Annotated in this window: 17 protein-coding genes and 1 pseudogene; 11 read left to right on the top strand and 7 right to left on the bottom strand. The window is 66.6% G+C overall.

Translation table 11 applies throughout. The annotated features are described in order from the left end of the window. Positions 1 to 52: 52 nt before the first annotated feature. Together ACEN9N_RS07465 and ACEN9N_RS07470 are read left to right on the top strand one after the other, a co-directional pair. Positions 53 to 2,275, top strand: coding sequence for a M1 family metallopeptidase (locus ACEN9N_RS07465; protein ID WP_495655778.1), 2,223 nt, complete (start codon positions 53 to 55; stop codon positions 2,273 to 2,275). A gap of 76 nt (positions 2,276 to 2,351) precedes the next feature. Then, positions 2,352 to 2,762 carry a hypothetical protein gene (locus tag ACEN9N_RS07470; RefSeq protein WP_495655779.1) on the top strand — a complete coding sequence of 137 codons (411 nt, stop codon included), beginning with the start codon at positions 2,352 to 2,354 and terminating at the stop codon, positions 2,760 to 2,762. Positions 2,763 to 2,861: 99 nt separating this feature from the next. Here the strand turns inward: ACEN9N_RS07470 and ACEN9N_RS07475 are convergent, their stop codons facing one another. The 5 genes from ACEN9N_RS07475 to ACEN9N_RS07495 form a co-directional block, all read right to left on the bottom strand. Continuing rightward, complete coding sequence (locus tag ACEN9N_RS07475) at positions 2,862 to 3,596, bottom strand: transporter substrate-binding domain-containing protein (protein WP_495655780.1); 735 nt, start codon at positions 3,594 to 3,596, stop codon at positions 2,862 to 2,864. 59 nt (positions 3,597 to 3,655) lie between these two features. Next, positions 3,656 to 4,483 carry a substrate-binding domain-containing protein gene (locus tag ACEN9N_RS07480; protein ID WP_413312043.1) on the bottom strand — a complete coding sequence of 276 codons (828 nt, stop codon included), beginning with the start codon at positions 4,481 to 4,483 and terminating at the stop codon, positions 3,656 to 3,658. A 216-nt stretch (positions 4,484 to 4,699) separates the two neighbouring features. Further along, positions 4,700 to 5,470, bottom strand: coding sequence for a TIGR04325 family methyltransferase (locus ACEN9N_RS07485; RefSeq protein ID WP_007834971.1), 771 nt, complete (start codon positions 5,468 to 5,470; stop codon positions 4,700 to 4,702). A 90-nt stretch (positions 5,471 to 5,560) separates the two neighbouring features. Beyond that, on the bottom strand, positions 5,561 to 6,454 hold the full coding sequence (locus ACEN9N_RS07490; RefSeq protein WP_007834970.1) for a response regulator transcription factor: 894 nt from the start codon (positions 6,452 to 6,454) through the stop codon (positions 5,561 to 5,563). Next, positions 6,432 to 9,830, bottom strand: a complete 3,399-nt coding sequence (locus ACEN9N_RS07495; protein WP_495655781.1) for a hybrid sensor histidine kinase/response regulator — start codon at positions 9,828 to 9,830, stop codon at positions 6,432 to 6,434. The genes ACEN9N_RS07490 and ACEN9N_RS07495 overlap by 23 nt, the downstream gene beginning before the upstream one ends. Positions 9,831 to 10,074: 244 nt before the next feature. Between ACEN9N_RS07495 and urtA the strand changes: the two genes are divergently transcribed. From urtA to ACEN9N_RS07535, 8 genes are all read left to right on the top strand, one after another. Next, entirely contained in the window at positions 10,075 to 11,340 is a 1,266-nt protein-coding gene (urtA, locus tag ACEN9N_RS07500; RefSeq protein WP_495655782.1) for an urea ABC transporter substrate-binding protein, read from the top strand. Between the two features lie 160 nt (positions 11,341 to 11,500). Then, a complete protein-coding gene (gene urtB, locus ACEN9N_RS07505; protein WP_495655783.1) occupies positions 11,501 to 12,415 on the top strand; it encodes an urea ABC transporter permease subunit UrtB in 915 nt (304 codons plus the stop codon). A gap of 28 nt (positions 12,416 to 12,443) precedes the next feature. Then, the gene (gene urtC / locus ACEN9N_RS07510; protein ID WP_495655784.1) at positions 12,444 to 13,637 is read left to right on the top strand and encodes an urea ABC transporter permease subunit UrtC; all 1,194 of its coding nucleotides are present in this window, start codon (positions 12,444 to 12,446) and stop codon (positions 13,635 to 13,637) included. 19 nt (positions 13,638 to 13,656) lie between these two features. Then, positions 13,657 to 14,400 carry an urea ABC transporter ATP-binding protein UrtD gene (gene urtD / locus ACEN9N_RS07515; RefSeq protein ID WP_495655785.1) on the top strand — a complete coding sequence of 248 codons (744 nt, stop codon included), beginning with the start codon at positions 13,657 to 13,659 and terminating at the stop codon, positions 14,398 to 14,400. Between the two features lies 1 nt (position 14,401). After that, positions 14,402 to 15,103, top strand: a complete 702-nt coding sequence (gene urtE, locus ACEN9N_RS07520; protein ID WP_495655786.1) for an urea ABC transporter ATP-binding subunit UrtE — start codon at positions 14,402 to 14,404, stop codon at positions 15,101 to 15,103. Positions 15,104 to 15,141: 38 nt separating this feature from the next. Further along, positions 15,142 to 16,374, top strand: a complete 1,233-nt coding sequence (fmdA, locus tag ACEN9N_RS07525; RefSeq protein ID WP_495655787.1) for a formamidase — start codon at positions 15,142 to 15,144, stop codon at positions 16,372 to 16,374. Between the two features lie 8 nt (positions 16,375 to 16,382). After that, positions 16,383 to 16,724 carry a zinc ribbon domain-containing protein gene (locus tag ACEN9N_RS07530; protein ID WP_007834949.1) on the top strand — a complete coding sequence of 114 codons (342 nt, stop codon included), beginning with the start codon at positions 16,383 to 16,385 and terminating at the stop codon, positions 16,722 to 16,724. Positions 16,725 to 16,852: 128 nt separating this feature from the next. Next, positions 16,853 to 17,203: a hypothetical protein gene (locus ACEN9N_RS07535; protein WP_056521981.1), complete on the top strand. Its 351-nt coding sequence runs from the start codon at positions 16,853 to 16,855 to the stop codon at positions 17,201 to 17,203. Between the two features lie 91 nt (positions 17,204 to 17,294). Here ACEN9N_RS07535 and ACEN9N_RS07540 read toward each other — a convergent pair. After that, a pseudogene (locus ACEN9N_RS07540) lies at positions 17,295 to 17,495 on the bottom strand (RraA family protein); the annotation flags it as partial. A 265-nt stretch (positions 17,496 to 17,760) separates the two neighbouring features. On the opposite strand from ACEN9N_RS07540, the gene ACEN9N_RS07545 reads away from it, so the two are divergent. Then, positions 17,761 to 19,056 carry an aspartate carbamoyltransferase gene (locus tag ACEN9N_RS07545; RefSeq protein WP_495655788.1) on the top strand — a complete coding sequence of 432 codons (1,296 nt, stop codon included), beginning with the start codon at positions 17,761 to 17,763 and terminating at the stop codon, positions 19,054 to 19,056. Between the two features lie 42 nt (positions 19,057 to 19,098). Here the strand turns inward: ACEN9N_RS07545 and bglX are convergent, their stop codons facing one another. Continuing rightward, positions 19,099 to 21,402, bottom strand: a complete 2,304-nt coding sequence (bglX, locus tag ACEN9N_RS07550) for a beta-glucosidase BglX (protein WP_495655789.1) — start codon at positions 21,400 to 21,402, stop codon at positions 19,099 to 19,101. Positions 21,403 to 21,480 lie beyond the last annotated feature (78 nt).

Here is a 21,480-nt window from a genome sequence, read left to right on the forward strand (position 1 = left end):
TGCATGCAGGACGGCGCATGTTTCTTCTTACCAAGAGTACCCAGAGGCGATCATGAAAAAATTCAGTACACCCGTCATCAATCATCTTGCCATCACGGCGGTGACCCTTGCCGTGCTGACGGCATGCGGTGGCGGTGGAGACAGTGGTGGCGGTTCGCTCGGTGGCGCAGGCGTCGGTCTCGGTGCGCCATCGGAGCCGGTCGCTTCCGCTCCGGCGTCCGATCCCACGGCGAAGGCACCCGACGATGGCGCGCCCACCGTGGCGTCGGTCGACCGCACGGCCAAGCCCATGGAGCTGCCCGACACCGTCTGGCCGAGCAACTACAAGCTGTGGTTTCGCCCCGATGCGGCGCTCAAGACCTTCGTGGGCCGCGGCGACGTGGAGATCGAGGTGCTCAAGCCGGTCGATGCCATCGTCGTCGCCGCGCACAACCTGAACTTTGCCAAGGGCCGCACCACGCTGCGCAAGGTGTCGAAACCCGGCGAGGCGATCCCGCTGATCCCCACGCCGCAGACGCTCGGCGACTTCGTGCAGCTGCGCCTGAACGACGGCCAGATCGCCAAGGGCAAGTACCTGCTGCACATGGAGTGGGACGGCAAGATCCAGTTCTCCGATGCCGAGTACTGCCCACCCGCCGAAGTGGCGCGCAACCCGTTCTGCTCGGCCGCCACCGGCGTCTTCAAGGTGGGCCTTTCCACACCCGAAGGCGTGAGCAGCGACGCCATCGTGACGCAGGGCGAAACCAACTATGCGCGCCAGTGGTTCCCGGGCTGGGACGAGCCGGCCTTCCGCCACACCTTCGAGATCTCGGCCGAGGTGCCGGGTGACTGGAAGACCGTGTCGAACGGCGCGCAGACCGAGGCGACGAAGCTGCCCGACGGCTACCAGCGCGTGGCCTTCGAGAAGACGCCTTCGATGCCGATGTACCTGGCCTTCTTCGGTGGCGGCAAGTTCGACATCCTGGCCGACACCTTCAAGAACCCGCTCGACGGCAGCGACATGCCGCTGCGCTGGTTCACGCCGCCGGGCCGCTCCGACTGGGCGAAGTTCGCGATGGAGTGGACCAAGGTGTCGATGGACTACTACTACAAGTACACCGGCATCCCGCTGCCCTTCAAGAAGTTCGACACCGTCGCGGCCAACGACAGCTACGACAACAAGCCCAACACCGGCTTCGGCGGCATGGAGAACTGGGGCTCGATCTTCGAGTTCGCCGACCGCGTGCTGACCAAGCCGGGCGACACGCCGACGCTGTACTCGGTGACGGTGGTGACCCATGAGGTCGCGCACCAGTGGTTCGGCGACCTTGTCACGCTCGACTGGTGGGACAACGTGTGGCTCAACGAATCGTTTGCGCGCTGGTTCGAACGCCGCACCACGATCAAGTTCCACCCCGAGTACTACAGCTTCTCCGACTACGTGCTCGACAAGCACAACGTGATCGTGGCCGACCTGAAAAGCACGGCCGTGCCGGTGCAGCGCAACCTCAACGATGCGGGTTCGTTCGGCTTCATCAGCCCGTCGATCTTCGTCTACAACAAGGGCAGCCACGTGCTGGAGACCATCCAGAACTACATCGGCGAAGAGGCGATGCAGAAGGGTCTGCAGATCTACCTGAAGGACTACGCGTTCGGCAACGTCACGCCTTCGCGCCTGTGGAGTTCGCTGGAGAAGGCGACCGACAAGAAGGTCAGCGAGATCGGCGACAGCCTGATCCGCCAGACCGGCATTCCGCTGCTCACGGTGGACGCGCAGTGCGCGGGCAACAGCACCTACGTGAACATCACGCAGGAGTCGTTCCCCAACCAGAACGTGTACCCGGCCTCGACGTGGACCATCCCCGTCACGCTGGCGTACGGCGACGCGATGGACCAGCGCAAGACCTTCGTGATGTCGAACAACAGCACGCAGGTGGAACTGCCCGGCTGCACGGCGGTGCTGGCCGGGCCGACCGGGCAGGACTACTACGTGAGCAACTACAGCGCGCAGTCGTGGAGTGCGCTGCTGGCCAGGGCGCAGAGCTTTGCCGGCAACAAGCCGCTGCTGCTGAACATCGAGCGCGATGCGTTCCGGCTGCTGAGCGTGGGGCGCATCACGCAGGCGCAGTACGACCAGATCAAGGGCGTGCTGAACCTGCCGGCGACGCTGCTGGCCAAGACGCAGGTCAGCGAGCAGAAGATGGCGGCGGTGGCCACCGGTGCGGAGAAGGAGGAGTACCCGCATGCGCTGCGCTTCCAGGGCGGCCTGAAGCTGCGCGAGAACCTCAAGCGCTGAACGTTGTTTGAAACCCCGGCGCGCACCGTCCGGCATGCCTGCAGGGCGGCGCGCGCCTCATCACACCGGGATCATCATGAATACAGCATTGAAATGGTTGGCCATGGGCGCTTGCGCCATGTTGCTGGGCGCTTGCGGCGCAAGCAATGGCGGGCCGGAGGCCGAACTGGTCGGGGTCTACGCCGTGAAGCAGAACGGCGCGCTCAAGGAACTGGTCAAGATCGAGCGGCAGGGCGACCGCTACGTGATGCGCGACAAGGTGCGCACGCCCGAATGGAGCGAGCCGAAGATGCAGATGCAGCCCGTGACGCGCGAGCGCTGGAGCCGCATCACGACCGACACGGAGAACACGTCCTTCGTCGGCATCTCGAGCGACCAGCTCGGCATCTTCAAGGTGCCGCCTGGGTGGCAGAAGAACGGCTTCAAGACGCTGACAGGGTACTTCCTGTTCTACTCACAAGGGCCTGTGGAGGCGTACAAGCTTTGATTCGCGCTGCGTGTTCGGGGCGTCGCTCACGCCGACGGGGACATTCGCGGAGGGAAGTACCCGGTGGCCTGTGCACGCGCCCTGAACAGGAGCGCTCAACTACGGCGCAACGATTGCACCCTCGATGCGATGGCGTTTCAACGCATCGGCAACAAAGCCCGAAGCCTTCATCTCCTCGACAAAGGCGGCGAGCAGCGCCTGCGCCTCGGCGCCCCGGCTGGCCGGCGTACCCATCGCCTGCTGGATCACCATGAAGCGCCCAGGCAGCACACGCACACCCGGCGCGCGGGCAGCCTCGCCTTCGAGCAGCTGGCGGATGCCCGCTGCCACCTCGACCTGGCCCGCGCGCAATGCGGCGAGCGCAGGGCCGGCACCCTGGAGGCGCACGATCTCGGCGGCCTTGATCTCGCGTGTGAGGAACAGGTCGTAGGCGCTGCCCGAGCCGACCGAGATGCGATGGCCTTCGGCATCGACCTGCGCGTTGTCGGTCAGCGCCGACGATTCGGGCACGAGGTAGCTGCCTTCGATCAGCACGTAGGGTGCCGTGAAGCGCAGCCCTTCGCTGCGCGCGGGATCGACCGCGAAGAAGCCGATGTCGGCTTTCTCGTTCTTCACCGCGTCCACCGAGGCCGCGGCCTTCTCGAACACCACCAGCTCGACGCCCACGCCAAGGCGCCGCGCGAACTCGCGGGCAAGGTCGATCGATACGCCGACAGGCTCACCCGTGGCGACGTCCTTATTGGCGAGGATCGGATTGCCGAGGTTGATCGAGGCGCGCAGCGTGCCGCTGGGCGCAAAGGCGGTCACGAGGATGGAAGAGGGCCGAGTGGTCATGGCGTCCGTTCGTCGGGAAGGAATGAAGGCCGCCAGTTTACGGGCCGTGGTTTCGCGGTTCAGCGCGCCGTCAGCGGCTCCAGCCCTGTCTTCGCGATGGTCGGCGCCGCGGCCGGGGAGTTGAGATAGCGGATAAGCTGCCGCGCCGCATCGGGCTGCTTCGACGCGGTGGCGATGCCGGCCGAGAACACCGTCACGCGCTGCACCTCGGCGGGCAGCGGACCGATGTAGTCGATGCCCTCGATGGGCAGCAGCTCGCTCACCTGCTGCAGGCCGAGCGCCGCGTCGCCGCGCGCCACCACCGAGCCCACGCGCTCGCTCAGGATGCGCTTGCTCTTGGGTTTCACCTGGTCTTCGATGCCCAGCTTCTTGAGCAGCTCGGTCTCGTAGTAGGTGCCGCTCGCGCTCGCCGAGTAGGCAATCGACGGCGCCGCGAGCAGCGTGCGCTTGAGCGCGTCGACCGTGCCGATGTCCGGCTTGGGCGCGCCCTTGCGCACCGCGAAGCCAATGGACGAGCGCACCAGGTCGACCTGGCTGCCCGCCACCACCTTGCCCTGCGCCACCAGCGCATCGAGCGCCGGGCGCGCGAGGATCACGACGTCGGCCGGCTCGTTGCGCGCCAAGCGGCTGGGGATCGAGTCGGTGGCGTTGCCCATCGAGGCGCCATAGGCGGTTTTGACGGTGCGGCCGCTGCTGCGCTCGAACTCCGGGCGCAGGTCGTTGTAGGCGGCGGTGAAGCCGCCCGAGGTCATGACGTGGATGTCTTCGCCCGCAGGCTTGTTGCCGCCGCCGAGGGTGCCGCAGCCGGCGAGCGCGAGGGCTGCGACCAGCGGCAAGGCAGCGCGGCGGGTGAGGGCGAGGAAGGGGGAAGGAAGGGGCTTTGTCACGATGTCTCCGGGAGGAAGAAAAGGCCAGTGGCCTGGAGGCCGCCTGTCGTTTGCCTATCGTAGAGGCCGGAGCTGTCATTCCGCCTTCAGCGGATTCGGGGTTATCACCGAGGCGACACGGCTTGTTGGGTGCATCGGCGGATCGCGGCTGCCTGGGCGCCGCATCTCTTGATCGACCGGCAGGGACGCTCCTTTCCCGCCGGCCGGGTTGGCGCATCAATCGACGAGGTCGAAGCAGCAGCCCGCGTAGTACGGCTTGTCGCCGCCAGCGACGAAGGGCACCTCGATCGGCTTGCCCTCGTTGCGCCACACGTCGCGCTTCCTGTAGCCCGAGCGTGCGAGATCGGCCAGGAGTTCGTCGTGGTGCTGGATGCGGTAGGCGCACACGGCCACGCCGATGCTGTTGAGCGTGTAGATCGTGCGCTCGGGGTGCACGGCCGTGGTGTTCATGATGATGCGCCTCGGCTTCACGGCCAGCGCGGAAAGAATCGCGTCCATGCGCGTCGGCAGGTACTGCAGGCTACCCGAGACATACAGCACGTCGCAGCCGCTCGCATCGCGGTAGTCGGTGGTGAAGCCGAGCTGCGCGGTGGCTTCCCGCTTCACGGCCATCGCGCGGCCGCTCTCGACCACGCCGGGCACGTCGCACACGGTCCATTGCAGGGTGGCGGGGTAGCTCAGCACGCGCCGGAATGCGTAGTACTTGATGCCGACGTGCCCGCCGAGGTCGAACACGCGCGTCAGCCCCGCATCGATGGAGCGCCCCAGCCAGAAGAGGCCGGGATAGTCGTAGAAATAGATCTGCGGGCTGTAGAGGTCGCTCGCATCGGCATTGGCATAGCCCACGGCTTTGGAGGGCGGCGCGCCGGCCTCGGCCGCCGCGAAGCTCTCGAACGAGCCCATGAAGAGGTTCTCGTCCGTGTTGTTCAGGAACTTGCGCCTGTACGCACTTTCGCGGGGAGGAAACTGCAGAAGGCTTGAGAGCATTGTTGACTCCGGTAGCGTTCTCATTTTGAATGCAACCAAAGTATTCGCGACCTATAGCCCCGTGCCGTTGGGGCGGTTACCCCATGGGGGTTACATACCGCTCGCCAGCGCCGCCGCAGCCGCCCGCGTCTCCACCCCCAGCTTCTCGAAGATGTGCTCCAGGTGCTTGTTCACCGTGCGCGGGCTGGTGCCGAGGATGTCGCCGATGTCGCGGTTGGTCTTGCCCTTGGCGAGCCAGGAGAGCACCTCGGTCTCGCGCGGCGTGAGGGCGGCATCGGCCAGCCGGGCCGCCGGGCCTTCACGCTGGATGGCGAACAGCAGCATCGTCTCGCCGAGCGCCGCGGCGCCGAGGTTGCGCACCGACAGCCGCATGCCCGTGGCGGTGCCGATGGCAATGGCCGCGCCCGGCGCCAGCGCCGGTTCCAGCGACGCGGGCAGCAGGCCCGGCGCCACCGGGTCTTCGAGCGCGTGCAGCCACAGCGCGGCCTGCGGCGAGCGCCACGCGATGCGCCCGCGCGTGTCGACGAACACCACGCCCATGCCGGCCACATCGACCGCGTCGCGCGCCATGCGCGTGATGCGGGCGTTGCGCGCGTGCGTGTGCAGCCGCGCCAGCACCTCCTGAGCGCGGATCGGCTTCACCACGTAGTCGACGCCGCCGCACTCGAAGCCCTCGACCACGTGCGAGGTTTCCGACAGGCCCGTCATGAACAGCACCGGGATGTGCGCGAGCGCCGGGTTGGCCTTGATGCGCCGGCAGGTCTCGAAGCCCGAGAGACCGGGCATCAGGCCGTCGAGCAGGATCGCATCGGGCACCACGAGTTCGAGCCGCTGCAGCGCGGCCTCGCCGTCGACCGCCACCAGCACGGTGTAGCCGCTGGCCTCCAGCGTGTCGCACAGCATGCCGAGGCTGCTGGGCGCGTCGTCCACCACCAGCACCACGGGCCGTTCGGATGACGATTCAGGGGGCGAGGGTGTCTGCATCTTCGGCCAGTGCGTTGCGGAGGTTGTCGAGTTCGAAGCGCACGACCATGCCGCGCAGCCAGGTGCAGGTCGATGCGGCGGCGGGCGAGGCGGCTGCCAGCCGGTCGAGCGCCGTGTGCAGGCCGCGCACGTGGCCCATCTGCACGAGGCGCATGAGTTCGGCACGGTCGTCTTCCGAAAGAGCGAGTTGCCGGGGGCGCTGCAGCGCTGCTTCTGCGTCACCCGCGAGGGGCGCAAGTGCGTCAGCGGTCGACAGCCATTCGAGCCCGAGGTGGCGCTCCAGCGTGGCGATCAGCTCCGACTCGATCACCGGCTTGCCCACAAAGGCCTGGCAGCCTGCCGCTTGCAGGCGCTCGTTCTTGTTCTCGAACATGTTGGCCGAGACGATGATGATCGGGATGTCCCCGAAGCCCGAGGCGCGCACCGAGGTGGCGGTCTGCCAGCCGTCCATGTCGTCCATCGTCAGGTCAAGCAGGATGGCCGAGGGCAATTCTTCGCGCAGGCTGTCGAGACATTCGGTGCCGCTTGCGGCCTCGCGTATCTCGAAGCCCAGCGGTGCGAGCATGCCGGCCAGCATCTGGCGCTGCACGGGCTGGTCGTCGACCACCAGCAGCGTGCGGCGCGCGCCGATGTAGCCCGACACGGGCTGCCGCAGTGCGCCGGCCTTGGCCTGCGGGCCCGGGTCGGCCACCTCGCGCAGGTACACGCGCACGCTGAAGGTGCTGCCCTGCGACGATGTCGATGCCAGCCTGAGCTCTCCGCCCATCAGCGAGGTGAGCAGCCCGGTGATGGTGAGGCCCAGCCCCGTGCCCGGCTCGCCACGGCGGCGGCCCGCTGCGCCGCGCTCGAAGGGCAGGAAGATGCGCTGATGGTCCTGCGGCGCGACGCCGATGCCGGTGTCGACCACGTCGAAGCGCAGTACCTCGCGCCGCGCATCCACATGCAGCGTGACCGTACCGCTGTCGGTGAATCGCACGGCATTGGTCAGCAGGTTGATGAGGATCTGCCGCAGCCATTTCGCATCGGCGTGCACCCACGGCGGCAACCGCCCTGCATGCGTGCAAACGAAGGCCAGGCCCTTGTTCTCGGCCTGCGGGCGCACCATGTGCACGAGCTGGTCGAGAAACGCGGGCAGCGCGAGCGGCGCGGGTTCGAGCTGCAGCCGGCCGGCCTCGATGCGCGCCAGGTCGAGCAGCCCGTCGATCAGGCCCAGCATGTGCTCGCCGCTGCGGTGAATGGTCTGCACCGCCTCGCGCGGGGGCGCGACCGCGTCGCCCTTGAGCAGGATCTGCGAGTAGCCCAGGATGCTGTTGAGCGGCGTGCGCAACTCATGCGTCATGCCGGCCACATAGCGCGTCTTGGCCTGGTTCGCGGCCTCGGCGGCTTCCTTGGCGGTCTGCAGTGCGGCGTCGGTGCGGCGGTGCGCCTCGATCTCGAGCGCGAGCAGGTTGTTGTGGCGCATCGATTCTTCCTGCGCCATCTGCCGGCTCTCGCTGCCCAGCACCACCCACCATGCGGCGACCGCGGCCACCACCGAGAGCAGCGCGAACACTTTCAGGAAGGCCGTGGCCATGACCGAATCGCTCGTGCCCGCCAGCGCCTCCTGCGCATAGACCACGCCGACCACGGTGGCCAGCAATGCAATGAGCGATGTGGCGATCAGCAGGTAATGCGCCACGCGGAAGTTGAGCCGCGCCGACAGCGCCGGCGGCAGCAGCGCCTGCAGCCAGCCGCTCATCTGCTCGGCCGCGCGCGAGTCGGTCTTGCAGCGGTCGTGGCAGCGCGATTCGAGCGTGCAGCACAGCGAGCAGATCGGTGCGCTGTAGGCCGGGCAGTGCGCCATGTCTTCCGACTCGAAGCTGTTGTCGCATACCGAGCACTTCACGTTCTGGCCGGGCGTCCAGCGGTCGATGTCGTGGCGCGCGAGGTAGTAGCGCCCGCGTGTGCGCCAGGCCAGCAGCGGCGACACGGCCATGGCTGTCACCAGCGCGATGAAGGGCGAGAAGGCTTTTGCCCAATGGCCAAGCACGCCCGAGTAGGCCAGCATCGCCAGCGCGGCGGCCACCAGCATCGCCACCAGCCCGACCGGGTTGATGTCGTACAGGTGCGCGCGCTTGAACTCGATGGTCTTCGGGCTCCACCCCAGCGGCTTGTTGATGACCAGGTCGGCCACCAGCGCGCCGACCCAGGCGATGGCGATGTTGCTGTAGAAACCCAGCACGTGCTCCAGCGCCGCGAACACGCCGAGCGCCATCAGCAGGATCGCGATGACCACGTTGAACACCAGCCACACCACGCGCCCCGGATGGCTGTGCGTGAGCCGCGCGAAGAAGTTCGACCATGCCAGCGAACCCGCGTAGGCGTTGGTGAGGTTGATCTTCATCTGCGAGACCACCACGAAGAGCACCGTGATGCCCAGCACCCAGGCCGGGTCGCGCAGCACGTACGAGAAACCGGTGAGGTACATCTGCGTCGGCTCGATCGCATGGATGCCGGGTATCTCGTGCTGCAGCGCGAGGAAGGCAAGGAAGGCCCCGCCCATCATCTTCAGCATGCCCGGCACGATCCAGCCCGGCCCCGCGATCAGCACCGCGGCCCACCAGCGGCCCCGGTTGGCGGCTGTCTTCTCGGGCAGGAAGCGCAGGTAGTCGACCTGTTCGCCGATCTGCACCACCAGCGAGAAGGCCACCGTGGCGGCCGCTCCGAACATCAGTGGGTCGAAGCCGCTGCTGTCGGAGGTGCGGCCCACGAGGCCGGTGAAGTCGGCGTAGAGCTCGGGCTTCTTCACCATCACCGCGATGAAGGGGCAAACGAACAGCACGATCCAGATCGGCTGCGTCCACAGCTGCAGCCCCGAGATGAGCGTGATGCCGCGCGCCACCAGCGGAATGATGACGATGGACGACACCAGGTACAGCAGCCACAGCGGCCAGTCCAGGTACATCTGCAGTGCCAGCGCGAGGATGGCCGCCTCCAGCGCGAAGAAGATGAAGGTGAAGCTCGCGTAGATCAGCGAGGTGAGCGTGGAGCCCAGGTAGCCGAAGCCCGCGCCGCGTGTGAGCAGGTCCATGTCCACGCCGTGGCGCGCCGCGTAGTACGAGATCGGCAGGCCGGTAAGGAAAGTGATGAGCCCCACCACCAGGATGGCCCACAGCGCGTTCGAGAAGCCGTAGCTCAGCCCGATGGCACCGCCGATGGCCTCCAGCGCCAGGAACGAGGTGGCACCGAAGGCCGCATTGGCCACGCGGAACTCCGACCATTTGCGAAAGCTGCGCGGCGTGTAGCGCAGCGCGTAGTCCTCCAGCGTTTCGTTCGCGACCCAGGCGTTGTAGTCGCGGCGGATGCGAAAGATCTTCTGTCCGGAGACGGATTGCATGGCGGGTTCTCGCGGCGGCGGTGGCATGAGGGCGGACACAGCAAGAAGCGCTCCCTGGTTGCATTGCCGCCAATGTCGTGCCTTCGAGTCTGCAGGCAGGGCGCCTGCGCACCGCTACGTTGAATGACGTATTCGCGAGTACGCAGGTGATTTCTAAAGTGCCAGCCATGGTGCTCGGGGCACCGTCCGATGCACTGTGATGGTGCGCGGCCCTACTTTCCAACAACCTGCCTGGAGTTTCCTGATGTCGCGTGATTCCGATCTTTCTCTCGATGCCCTGGCATTGCGCCGCCGCCGTCTGCTGCAGGGCGCCGCCGCGTTGCCCGTGTTGGGCCTGAGCGGCCTCAGCTTCGGCCAAGGACAGTTCCCCACGGCCAAGGTGAACACCACCAAGCTCGCTGTGACCGACACCGAGGTGACGGTGGGCCAGCTGCACTCGTCTTCCGGCACCATGGCCATCTCGGAGACCGGCTCCATCCAGGCCGAGCAGCTCGCCATCGACCAGATCAATGCCATGGGCGGCATCCTGGGCCGCAAGATCAAGGTCATCAAGGAAGACGGCGCCTCCGACTGGCCCACCTTCGCCGAGAAGTCGAAGAAGCTGCTGGTCAACGACAAGGTCGCGGCCGTGTTCGGCTGCTGGACCAGCGCTTCGCGCAAGGCGGTGCTGCCGGTGTTCGAGAAGGAGAACGGCCTCTTGTACTACCCGACCTTCTACGAAGGCCTGGAGCAGAGCAAGAACGTGATCTACACCGGCCAGGAAGCCACGCAGCAGATCATCTGGGGCCTGGACTGGGGCGCGAAGGAGAAGAAGGCCAAGACCTTCTTCCTTGTAGGCTCCGACTACATCTGGCCGCGCACCTCGATGAAGATCGCGCGCAAGCACATCGAGAACTTCCAGAAGGGTTCGGTCAAGGGCGAGGAGTACTACCCGCTGGGCCACACCAACTTCAACTCGCTGATCAACAAGATCAAGGTGGCCAAGCCCGACTGCATCTTCGCGGCCGTGGTGGGCGGCTCGAACGTGGCCTTCTACAAGCAGCTCAAGGCCGCGGGCATCACCGGCGACAAGCAGTTCCTGCTGACGCTGGCCGTGACGGAAGACGAGATGACCGGCGTGGGCGGCGAGAACTTCGCGGGCTTCTATTCGTCGATGAAGTACTTCCAGACGCTGGACAACCCGAACAACAAGAAGTTCGTGGAAGCCTTCAAGGCCAAGTACGGCAAGGACGCGGTGATCGGCGACGTGACGCAGGCGGGCTACCTCGGGCCGTGGCTGTGGAAGGCGGCGGTGGAGAAAGCGGGCAGCTTCGACGTGGACAAGGTGGTGGCGGGCTCGCCGGGCATCGAGCTGAAGACGGCGCCCGAGGGGTACGTGAAGCTGGACGCGAACCATCACCTGTGGAGCAAGGCGCGTATCGGGCAGGGGCAGCTCGATGGCACGTTCAAGGTGGTGGCGGAGTCGGCTGAGCTGATCAAGCCGGATCCGTTCCCGAAGGGCTATCAGTAAACCCTGATGTCTTTCTCCCTCCCCCTTTGGGGGAGGGCAGGGGTGGGGGCAAGCGGCGTCGGATAAAGCCTCGCGCTCGCAAGCGCCGCCTGCCCCCATCCCAACCTTCCCCCAGAGGGGGAAGGAGCCAATACCAACATCCAAATCCGGAATCCGCGCCATGACTCTGTCGGACATGATGAACATCGGCCTCATGCAGGGCTTCGCGGGGCTGAGCCTCTTCGCGGTGCTGCTGCTGATGGGGCTGGGCCTGGCGATCATCTTCGGCCAGATGGGCGTGATCAACATGGCGCATGGCGAGTTCATGACCATCGGCGCCTACTCGATCTACCTGGCCGCGCGCGTCACCGAAAGCCTGGCGCCGGCGTTCATGCCGTACTACTTCCCGATCGCCATCGGGCTGGCCTTCGTCTTCGCCTTCATCGTCGGCTGGATCGTGGAGTGGGTGCTCATCCGCCACCTCTACAAGCGACCGCTCGACACGCTGCTCGCCACCTGGGGCGTGAGCCTGGGCCTGCAGCAGATCTTTCGCACCTTCATCGGCCCGAAGGAAGTGAGCCCCACGCTGCCCGAGTGGCTCATGGGCTCGTGGACGCCGCATGAAGGCCTCGACATTCCGATCAACGGCCTGTTCGTGCTGGCGCTCACCGCGCTGGTCACGGGCGGCGTGCTCATCGCGCTGCACAAGAGCCGCTGGGGCCTGAGGGTGCGCGCCACCGTCGCCAACCGCACGATGGCCAACGCCACCGGCATCGACACGAAGAAGACCGACCGCCTCACCTTCGCCATCGGCTGCGGCATTGCCGGCGTGGCGGGCGCGGCCTTCACCACCATCGGCTCCACCGGGCCGACCTCGGGCTCGCTCTACATCGTCGACGCCTTCCTGGTCGTCACCTTCGGCGGCGCGGCCAGCCTCTTCGGCACGGTGGTCTCTGCCTTCGGCATTGCACAGACGCAGTCGGTCTCCGAGTTCTTCATGACCGGCTCGATGGCCAAGGTGCTGACGCTGTCGCTGATCGTCTTCATCCTGATGCTGCGGCCACAAGGGCTATTTGCAGTCAAGGTGCGCCGCTGAATCCGATTCCCTCCTGGAGAACGTTCCGATGAATTTCATCAAGGCCTCGATCCAGCGCTACCAGCTGGGCAGCCTCCTGCTGCTGGTGCTGCTGCTCGCGGTGGTGCTGCCGCTGTCGCTCGACATCTTCCGCCTCAACCTCGTGGGCAAGTACCTCACCTACGCCTTCGTGGCCGTGGGCCTCGTCATGGTGTGGGGCTACGGCGGCGTGCTGAGCCTGGGGCAGGGCGTTTTCTTCGGCATCGGCGGGTATGCGATGGCGATGTTCCTCAAGCTGGAGGCGTCCGACCCGGTCTCCACCAAGATCCAGACCACGCCGGGTATTCCGGACTTCATGGACTGGAACCAGATCACCGAGCTCCCCACGCTGTGGCTGCCCTTCAAGAGCCTGCCGCTGAGCCTCGCGCTGGTGGTGCTGGCGCCGATGGCACTGGCCTGGCTCATCAGCTTCGCGATGTTCAAGCGGCGCGTGGGCGGCGTGTATTTCGCGATCATCACGCAGGCGGTGGCGCTGATCTGCACCGTGCTCATCATCGGCCAGCAGGGCTATACCGGCGGCGTGAACGGCATGACCGACCTGAAGACCCTGTTGGGCTGGGACACGCGCACCGACAGCGCCAAGTACGTCCTCTACTACGTCTGCGTGGCCCTGCTGGTGGGCAGCATCCTGCTGTGCCGCTGGATACAGACCAGCAAGCTGGGCACGCTGCTGCTGGCCATGCGCGACAAGGAAGACCGGGTGCGCTTCTCGGGCTACGACGTGTCGAACTTCAAGGTCTTCATCTTCTGCCTGGCGGCCGCGCTTTCGGGCATCGGTGGCGCGATGTTCGCGCTGCAGGTGGGTTTCATGTCGCCGAGTTTCGTGGGCATCGTGCCTTCGATCGAGATGGTGATCTTCTGTGCGGTGGGCGGGCGCATGAGCCTGGTGGGCGCGGTGTATGGCGCGCTGCTGGTGAATGCGGGCAAGACGCTGTTCTCGGAGAGCTTTCCGGACCTGTGGCTGTTCCTGATGGCGGGCCTCTTCATCGGCGTGACCATGGCCTTCCCGATGGGGCTCGCGGGCGTGTGGGAAGAAAAGATCCGCCCGTGGTGGAAGTCGCGCCGGCAGGCGCTGCGCGATGCGGCCGTGAAGCCTCCGGTTGCCCCGGCCGCGCCTGCAGCACCGGTCCTGACGGAACCCGAGCCCAAGCTGCCCGAAGGCATCGGCAGCCAGCGCGCCTGAACACACGCGGAGCAACCTCATGAGCAACACCGACTTCGCGCTCGCCGTGGAAGACCTCACCGTCTCCTTCGACGGCTTCAAGGCCATCGACGACCTCACGCTGTACATCGACCGCAACGAGCTGCGCGTGATCATCGGCCCCAACGGGGCAGGCAAGACCACGCTTCTCGACCTGATCTGCGGCAAGACGCGCGCAAGCGCCGGCAGCATCAAGTTCAAGAACACCGAGCTCACGAAGATGGCCGAGCACAAGCGCGTGCGGCTGGGCATCGGCCGCAAGTTCCAGACACCATCCATCTACGAGAACCTCAGCGTGTTCCAGAACTTGGAGGTGTCGTTCCCGAAGGGCCGCTCGGTGTTCGGTGCGCTGGCTTTCAGGTGCGACGACGAGGTCAAGAACAAGGTGCAGGCCATTGCCGAGGACATCGGCCTTGCCGACAAGCTCGACACCGAGGCAGGCCTGCTGAGCCACGGCCAGAAGCAGTGGCTCGAGATCGGCATGCTGTTGATGCAGGAGCCCGAGCTGCTGATGCTCGACGAGCCCATCGCCGGCATGAGCGCACGCGAACGGGAACTCACGGCCGACCTGCTCAAGCGCATCTGCCAGAACCGCGCAGTGATCGTCATCGAGCATGACATGGCCTTCGTGAAGCAGATCGCGCACAAGGTCACCGTCATGCACCAGGGAAAGATCCTTGCCGAGGGGGCGATGGAGAAGGTGCAGGCTGATCCGAAGGTCATCGACGTCTACCTGGGCCACTGACATGAGCAACATCAACCTGAAGGTCGAAGACCTGCACGTCGCCTACGGCCAGAGCGAGGCGCTGCATGGCATCTCGTTCGAGGGCCATGCCAACGAAACCATCGCCATCATGGGCCGCAACGGCATGGGCAAGACCACGCTGTTCAAGAGCCTCATGGGCGTGCTACCGCTGAAGAGCGGGCGCATCGAGGTGGCGGGGCAGGACGTGTCGCGCGACGAGAGCTTCCGCCGCGTGGCCAAGGGCATCGCCTACGTGCCACAGGGCCGGATGATCTTTCCGACGCTGACGGTGGAGGAGAACATCCAGACCGGCCTGGAGAACTCGAAGACGCGGCGCATTCCCGAGGAAATCTACGCGCTCTTCCCTGTGCTGTGGGACATGAAGAGCCGCAAGGGCGGCAACCTCTCGGGCGGCCAGCAGCAGCAGCTCGCCATTGCGCGCGCGCTCGTCACCGACCCCAAGGTGCTGCTGCTCGACGAGCCCACCGAGGGCATCCAGCCTTCGATCATCAAGGACATCGCCAAGGCGCTCAATGAGATCCGCAAGCTGCGCGGCATCACCATCGTCGTGTCCGAGCAGGTGCTCAGCTTCGCGATGGACGTGGCAGACCGGCTCTTCGTCATCGAAGGCGGGCGCCTCGTGCACGAGACCGCGCGCGACAAGACCGACGTGGATCACATCAAAGCCTATCTCTCTGTCTGATTTCCGCTCAACCACAACCCAACCAGGAGCCACTGCAAATGACGGACACGCTGATCAAGGTCGACCTGACCAAGCCGCCCACCGAGAACGAGATGATCCACAACCGCTGGCATCCGGACATCCCGATGGCCTGCTGGGTCAACCCGGGCGACGACTTCATCCTGGAGACCTTCGACTGGACCGGCGGCTTCATCAAGAACAACGACAGCGCCGACGACGTGCGCGACATCGACCTGAGCACGGTGCACTACCTCTCGGGGCCCGTGGGCGTGAAGGGCGCCGAGCCCGGCGACCTGCTGGTGGTCGACCTGCTGGACATCGGCGCGAAGCAGGACAGCCTCTGGGGCTTCAACGGCTTCTTCTCGAAGAAGAACGGCGGCGGCTTCCTCACCGACCATTTTCCTGAGGCGCAGAAATCGATCTGGGACTTCAAGGGCATGTTCACCAGCTCGCGGCACGTTCCGGGCGTGAACTTCGCGGGCCTGATCCACCCTGGCCTGATCGGCTGCCTGCCCGACAAGCCGATGCTCGACATGTGGAACGAGCGCGAGAAGGCGCTCATCGCCACCGACCCGGACCGCGTGCCCGGCCTGGCCAATCCGCCCTTCGCCGGCACCGCCCACATGGGCAAGATGACCGGCGAGGCCCGCGCCAAGGCTGCGGCGGAGGGCGCGCGCACCGTGCCGCCGCGCGAGCACGGCGGCAACTGCGACATCAAGGACCTCTCGCGCGGCTCCAAGGTGTTCTTTCCGGTCTACGTCGACGGCGCTGGCCTGAGCGTGGGCGACCTGCACTTCAGCCAGGGCGACGGCGAAATCACCTTCTGCGGCGCCATCGAGATGGCCGGCTGGGTGCACATGAAGGTCTCGCTCATCAAGGGCGGCATGGCCAAGTACGGCATCAAGAACCCGATCTTCAAGCCCAGCCCGATCACGCCGCAGTACAACGACTACCTGATCTTCGAAGGCATCTCGGTCGACGAGAGCGGCAAGCAGCACTACCTCGACGTGAACGTGGCCTACCGCCAGGCCTGCCTGAACGCCATCGAGTACCTGAAGAAGTTCGGCTACTCGGGCGCGCAGGCCTATTCGATCCTGGGCACGGCGCCGGTTCAGGGCCACATCAGCGGGGTGGTCGACGTGCCCAACTCGTGCGCCACGCTGTGGCTGCCCACGGGCATCTTCGACTTCGACATCAACCCGAACGCCTCGGGCCCGGTGAAGTTCATCGACGGCAGCATCGACATGCCGCTGTCGCACGACCTGCGCTGAAGCAAGCCATGCCGACCTACGACTACGCCTGCGGGCAGTGCGGCGGCTTCGAGGCGTTGCGGCCCTCAGGCCTGCGCGACGAGGCGGCTGCGTGCCCCGATTGCGGATGCGCTTCGCCGCGCGTGCTGTCGGCCGCGCCGCGGCTCGCACTGATGGCCTCGGGCACGCGCCGCGCCATGGAAACCAACGAGCGCGCGCGGCACGAGCCGGGCAACTCGCGCGACTACGCGCGCTTCAAGCATCCGGCGGGGTGCGGCTGCTGCGGCTCGGGCAAACGAAGTGCGACGGTGACGGCGCCGAGCGGGGCCAAGTCTGCGCCGTCGCGGCGACCGTGGATGATCAGCCACTGACGACCGGCTGTTTTCAAGGGTTCGATTGTTTCAATCCTGTGAACGCCGTGGTTCCTTTTGCCGGTGTTTTTCGAGGCTTTTCAGGATCAAACTTCTCCTCACCAACCAACCATCTGAAGGAGATTGAAATGAATGCCTCGAAGATCCTCGCTGCTGCTGCTCTCTCGCTCCTGGCCGCTGCCGGAGCCCATGCAGAAACCTACGACGGCGTGCACGTCGTGAACTCTTCTGTCACCCGCGCCGAAGTCGCACCGCAGGCCGCTGCCGCCGCACGCGCCGGCAACGAGTACGCCGATGCCTCCAGCGCTGGCGCACAGACCTTCACGTCGACCGCCAACCGCGCGACCGTGCAAGCCGAAGCCGTTGCCAAGGCTCACGATCCGCTCGCCAGCCTCGATCGCCGCGCGTTCTACCGTGACGAAGTGCCGCAAGCCTACAAGAAGCCCAGCGTGTCGTTCACGCGCCAGGCAGGCCTGTAAGCCGAACTGGCAAGCATGAAGAACGGGCCTTCGGGCCTTTTCTTCGTGTTCGCTTCGTGTAGTCCGCGTTATCGGCTGATGACGCCCGACCCTAGAGGGTCTCGTTTTCCTTGAGAACGCCCGCGTTGCGCAGCGCGGAGTTCAGCCATTTGGCAGCCGTGTTGCCATTCTTGATGGCCTCGATGCGCGCAGCCTCGTCCTCGACCTTCTTCGCCGCCGCCTGAAGAAGCGTCTCCACCTTCTCCCGCTCGACGACGACCACGCCATCCGCATCGCCGATGACGAGGTCACCGGGGGTACCGGCGCGACAACGCCAGTCCCACGCTGGCGCGCGCATCGTCGAGCTGGCGGTGAAGACATGCGATTTCACTTCGAGGGCGAGCCAGCACGAGGTGGCGCCGGCGAACCCGCCGCGCGGTTCGGGTTCGACGCTGCGGCAGCGCTCGCAGCGCCAGGTGGCGAAGAAGCCTGCGAGGAAGACCCGTAGGTAGCCAAAACGGCGGGCGCTTGTTCGTTTTGCTTTGAAAATATACGCATTGAGTATATGCTTGTGGCCCATGAACATGCCGCAACAGGTGCTCCTCCGCGACGCGATGCGTCAACTCAACATGACGCGCGACGCCTTTGCCGAACGCATCGGCAGCCGAAGACGGGCGCTCGACGCCTGGCTGCTACCCGACGAGTCCAATGAATTCCGGGCCATGCCCGAAGTGGCCCGGCGCTTCGTGAGCGAAATCCTGGCTTCGGACGGGCGTCGCGCGGAATATACGCAAAGCGCATATGAAAGCGCCTTGCGAAGGTCGCTTGCCATTGAAGGCTCGCACCACCTGCTCTCGGTCAACCAGTTCAACCGCGACGCCATCGACGAGCTGTTCCAGCTGGCTGACGTCATGCAGCCCATCGCGCGGCGGCGCAAGGTCAGCCGCGTGCTCGAAGGCGCCGTGCTGGCCAATCTTTTCTTCGAGGCCAGCACGCGCACGCGTGTGAGCTTCGGCGCGGCGTTTTGCCGGCTGGGCGGTTCGGTGTGCGACACCACCGGCTTCACCTTCTCGTCGATGGCCAAGGGCGAATCGATCTACGACACCAGCCGAGTGATCAGCGGCTATGTCGACGCCATCGTGGTGCGGCATCCGGAGCAGGGCTCGGTCGCCGAATTCGCGCGCGCCACCAACGTGCCGGTCATCAACGGCGGCGACGGACCGGGCGAGCACCCGAGCCAGGCGCTGCTCGACCTGTACACCATCCAGCGCGAGTTCTCGCGCCTGGGGAAGCTGGTGGACGGTGCGCACATCGCCATGGTCGGCGACCTGAAATACGGGCGCACCGTGCACTCGCTCATCAAGCTGCTCGCGCTGTACAAGGGGCTGAAGTTCACGCTCATCTCGCCGCCCTCGCTCGCCATGCCGGCGGAAATCGTGGACGCCGTGAGCCGCAACGGCCACGTGGTCGAGACCGCGGCCGCGCCGGCGCGGGCGCTGGCCGGCGCCGACATCATCTACGCCACGCGCATCCAGAAGGAGCGCTTCGCGCACGACGAAGTGCTGGAGGGCTTCGACAACGCTTTCGAGATCAACCGCGCACTCGTCGAATCGGCCTGCAAGCCAGACGTGGTCGTGATGCACCCGCTGCCGCGCGACGGCCGCCCGGGCTCGCACGACCTCAGCGTCGACCTCAACAACGACCCGCGCCTGGCCATCTTCCGCCAGACCGACAACGGGATTCCCGTGCGCATGGCGATCTTCGCCACGCTGCTGGGCGTGGAAAAGCTCGTGAGCCGCTCGATGCGCGACGCCGCCTGGACGCCGCCCTCGCACATCGGGCCGGACGACAGCATGTTCCACGGGCTCGACTGAAACTGCCGCAGGGCGCACCGCCCCTGACGGGCGCCGACGGCTTCATTCCCGCGTGAGAGCGAACTGCTTGCGAATGCCGCCCGCAGCCGAAGGCCCCACCCAGAGATCGAAATCGCCGGGCTCCACGGCCGGCTTCATGTCGCGGCCGACGAATGCCAGGTCGTTGGCCGTGAGCGCGAACTCGACGACCGTCGATGCGCCGGGCGCAATGTCGACCTTGCGGAATTCCTTGAGCTCGCGCACGGGCCGGGTCACGCTGGCGGCGCGCTGGGCGATGTAGAGCTGCACCACTTCCTCGGCCTCGCGCTGGCCGGTGTTGCTGACGGTGGCGCGCACGCGCAGCGTGCCCGACAGCGGCAGGCGCTCCGAACTCAGCTCCACGCCGTCGTAGTGCACCGGTGCATAGCCGATGCCGAAGCCGAAGGGGTAGAGCGCCTCGTTGGTCGCGTCCAGGTAGCGGGTCCTGAAGGCCGTGCCCGGTGCGTTCTCGGGCGAGGGGCGGCCGGTGCGCTTGTGGCCGTAGTAGTAGGGCACCTGTCCCGCCGTCTGCGGAAAGCTCACGGGCAGGCGGCCCGAGGGATTGAAGTCGCCGAACACCACGTCGGCGATCGCGTTGCCGGTCTGCACGCCCAGGAACCATGTGACGAGGATGGCGCGCGCATCGCGCACCGCACCCTTGAGCGCCATCGCGCGGCCGTTGCTCAGCAGCACGACCACCGGCTTGCCGGTGGCGGCCACGGCTTCGGCCAGGTCCTGCTGCGCCTGCGGCAGGCCGATGGCGGCGCGCGAGCGCGCCTCGCCCGACATCTTCTGGCTCTCGCCGATGGCCAGCAGCACCACGTCCGCATCGCGCGCGGCGGCCACCGCGGCGTCGATGCCACCGGGCAACGCCGACTCGATGCCCGAGCCGCGCACGACGTTCACCGACGAATCGGCCCCCAGTGCCGCGCGCAGACCCTGGTCGACGCCCACCGGCGCCGACTGGCCCGGGGACAGGCTCCAGGCGCCCATCAGGTCGACAGTGCCCTCGGCGAAGGGGCCGATCAGCGCGATCTTCGTGCCGGCCTTGGACAGCGGCAGCAGCGCGCGCTCGTTCTTCAGCATCACGATGGAGCGGCGCGCGCTCTCGCGGGCCAGCGCGATGAATTCGGGGTTCTCTGTGCGTTGCGCGGCAGGCGGGCCGTCGAGGCCGCGCATGGGGTCGTCGAACAGGCCGAGCTTCTGCTTCACGCGCAGCACGCGGCGCACCGCGTCGTCGAGCCGCGCCATCGGCACTTCGCCCGAAGCCACCAGCTCGGGCAGATAGCGCGCGTACAGGCCGCTCTGCATGCTCACGTCGGTGCCGGCCATGAAGGCCTGTCTGGCCGCTTCGCGCGGGTTGGCGGCGTAGCCGTGCTCCACCAGTTCCTCGTCGGCCGTGTAGTCGGACACCACGAAGCCCTTGAACTTCCACTCGTCGCGCAGCACGCCTGTGAGCAGCGCGGGATTGGCGGTGGAGGGCACGCCGCCGATCTCGTTGAAGGCGCTCATGATCGACAGCGCGCCCGCGTCCAGTGCCGCGCGGAAGGGCGGCAGGTACACCTCGCGCAGCGTGCGCTCGGAGATGTCGCTCACGCTGTAGTCGAGTCCGCCCTCGGCCGCGCCATAGGCCGCGAAGTGCTTGGGCGTGGCCAGCATGGCGTCGGGCCGAGAGAGGTCGGGGCCCTGGAAGCCGCGCACGCGCGCGGCGGCGAACTGCCTGGAGAGGTACGCGTCTTCGCCCGCGCCTTCGAGGCCGCGGCCCCAGCGCGCGTCGCGCGCGACGTCGACCATCGGCGCGAAGGTCCAGCGGAAGCCGTCGGCCGTGGCTTCGACCGCCGCGGCGCGCGCGGTGCGCTCGGCGAGCGCGGGCTCCCAGCTCGACGCCTCGGCCAGCGGCATCGGGAACATGGTGCGAAAGCCGTGGATCACGTCCGCACCGAAGATCAGCGGAATGCCCAGGCGCGACTCGTTCACCGCCATCTGCTGCAGCCGCCGCTTGCCTTCGAGGCCCGCGTTGTTGAACAGGCCGGTGAGGCGGCCGGCGCGCACGTCAGCGGCTTCCTGCTGCACGTTGCGCGAGCCGGCCTGCGGGTTGTTGGGGGTGTCGATATCGGCCGGGCCGTAGAGGCTCAGCTGGCCGGCCTTCTCCTGCACCGTCATGCGGGCGATGAGCGATTCGATGCGGGCCTCGGCGGCGTCGGGCGAGCGGGAGGGTTGAAGGTCCTTGGAAACGGACGCCGCAGTGGCGGGAGGAAGCAGGGCGGGGAAGGAGAGTGCGGAAAGGAGGAAAACGAGGGCGGGAACCGCGGCTTTTCGAACGTGCATGGCCCTCTATTCTGCAGACAATGCACGCCGGCCCCGGCCAGCGGGTTTCCGCCCTGGCCGTAGGGGCTTGTCCGAGCC

Source organism: Variovorax sp. Varisp46 (assembly GCF_059491885.1).

Bases quoted from the DNA above. Each gene is read 5' to 3' on its own strand.
- ACEN9N_RS07475 (WP_495655780.1), bottom strand. From the start codon at position 3,596: ATGACCACTCGGCCCTCTTCCATCCTCGTGACCGCCTTTGCGCCCAGC.
- ACEN9N_RS07490 (WP_007834970.1), bottom strand. From the start codon at position 6,454: ATGCAGACACCCTCGCCCCCTGAATCGTCATCCGAACGGCCCGTGGTG.
- ACEN9N_RS07495 (WP_495655781.1), bottom strand. From the start codon at position 9,830: ATGCAATCCGTCTCCGGACAGAAGATCTTTCGCATCCGCCGCGACTAC.
- ACEN9N_RS07545 (WP_495655788.1), top strand. From the start codon at position 17,761: ATGAACATGCCGCAACAGGTGCTCCTCCGCGACGCGATGCGTCAACTC.
- urtB (WP_495655783.1), top strand. From the start codon at position 11,501: ATGACTCTGTCGGACATGATGAACATCGGCCTCATGCAGGGCTTCGCG.
- urtE (WP_495655786.1), top strand. From the start codon at position 14,402: ATGAGCAACATCAACCTGAAGGTCGAAGACCTGCACGTCGCCTACGGC.
- fmdA (WP_495655787.1), top strand. From the start codon at position 15,142: ATGACGGACACGCTGATCAAGGTCGACCTGACCAAGCCGCCCACCGAG.
- ACEN9N_RS07535 (WP_056521981.1), top strand. From the start codon at position 16,853: ATGAATGCCTCGAAGATCCTCGCTGCTGCTGCTCTCTCGCTCCTGGCC.
- ACEN9N_RS07485 (WP_007834971.1), bottom strand. From the start codon at position 5,470: ATGCTCTCAAGCCTTCTGCAGTTTCCTCCCCGCGAAAGTGCGTACAGG.
- ACEN9N_RS07530 (WP_007834949.1), top strand. From the start codon at position 16,383: ATGCCGACCTACGACTACGCCTGCGGGCAGTGCGGCGGCTTCGAGGCG.
- urtA (WP_495655782.1), top strand. From the start codon at position 10,075: ATGTCGCGTGATTCCGATCTTTCTCTCGATGCCCTGGCATTGCGCCGC.
- bglX (WP_495655789.1), bottom strand. From the start codon at position 21,402: ATGCACGTTCGAAAAGCCGCGGTTCCCGCCCTCGTTTTCCTCCTTTCC.
- urtC (WP_495655784.1), top strand. From the start codon at position 12,444: ATGAATTTCATCAAGGCCTCGATCCAGCGCTACCAGCTGGGCAGCCTC.
- ACEN9N_RS07470 (WP_495655779.1), top strand. From the start codon at position 2,352: ATGAATACAGCATTGAAATGGTTGGCCATGGGCGCTTGCGCCATGTTG.
- urtD (WP_495655785.1), top strand. From the start codon at position 13,657: ATGAGCAACACCGACTTCGCGCTCGCCGTGGAAGACCTCACCGTCTCC.
- ACEN9N_RS07465 (WP_495655778.1), top strand. From the start codon at position 53: ATGAAAAAATTCAGTACACCCGTCATCAATCATCTTGCCATCACGGCG.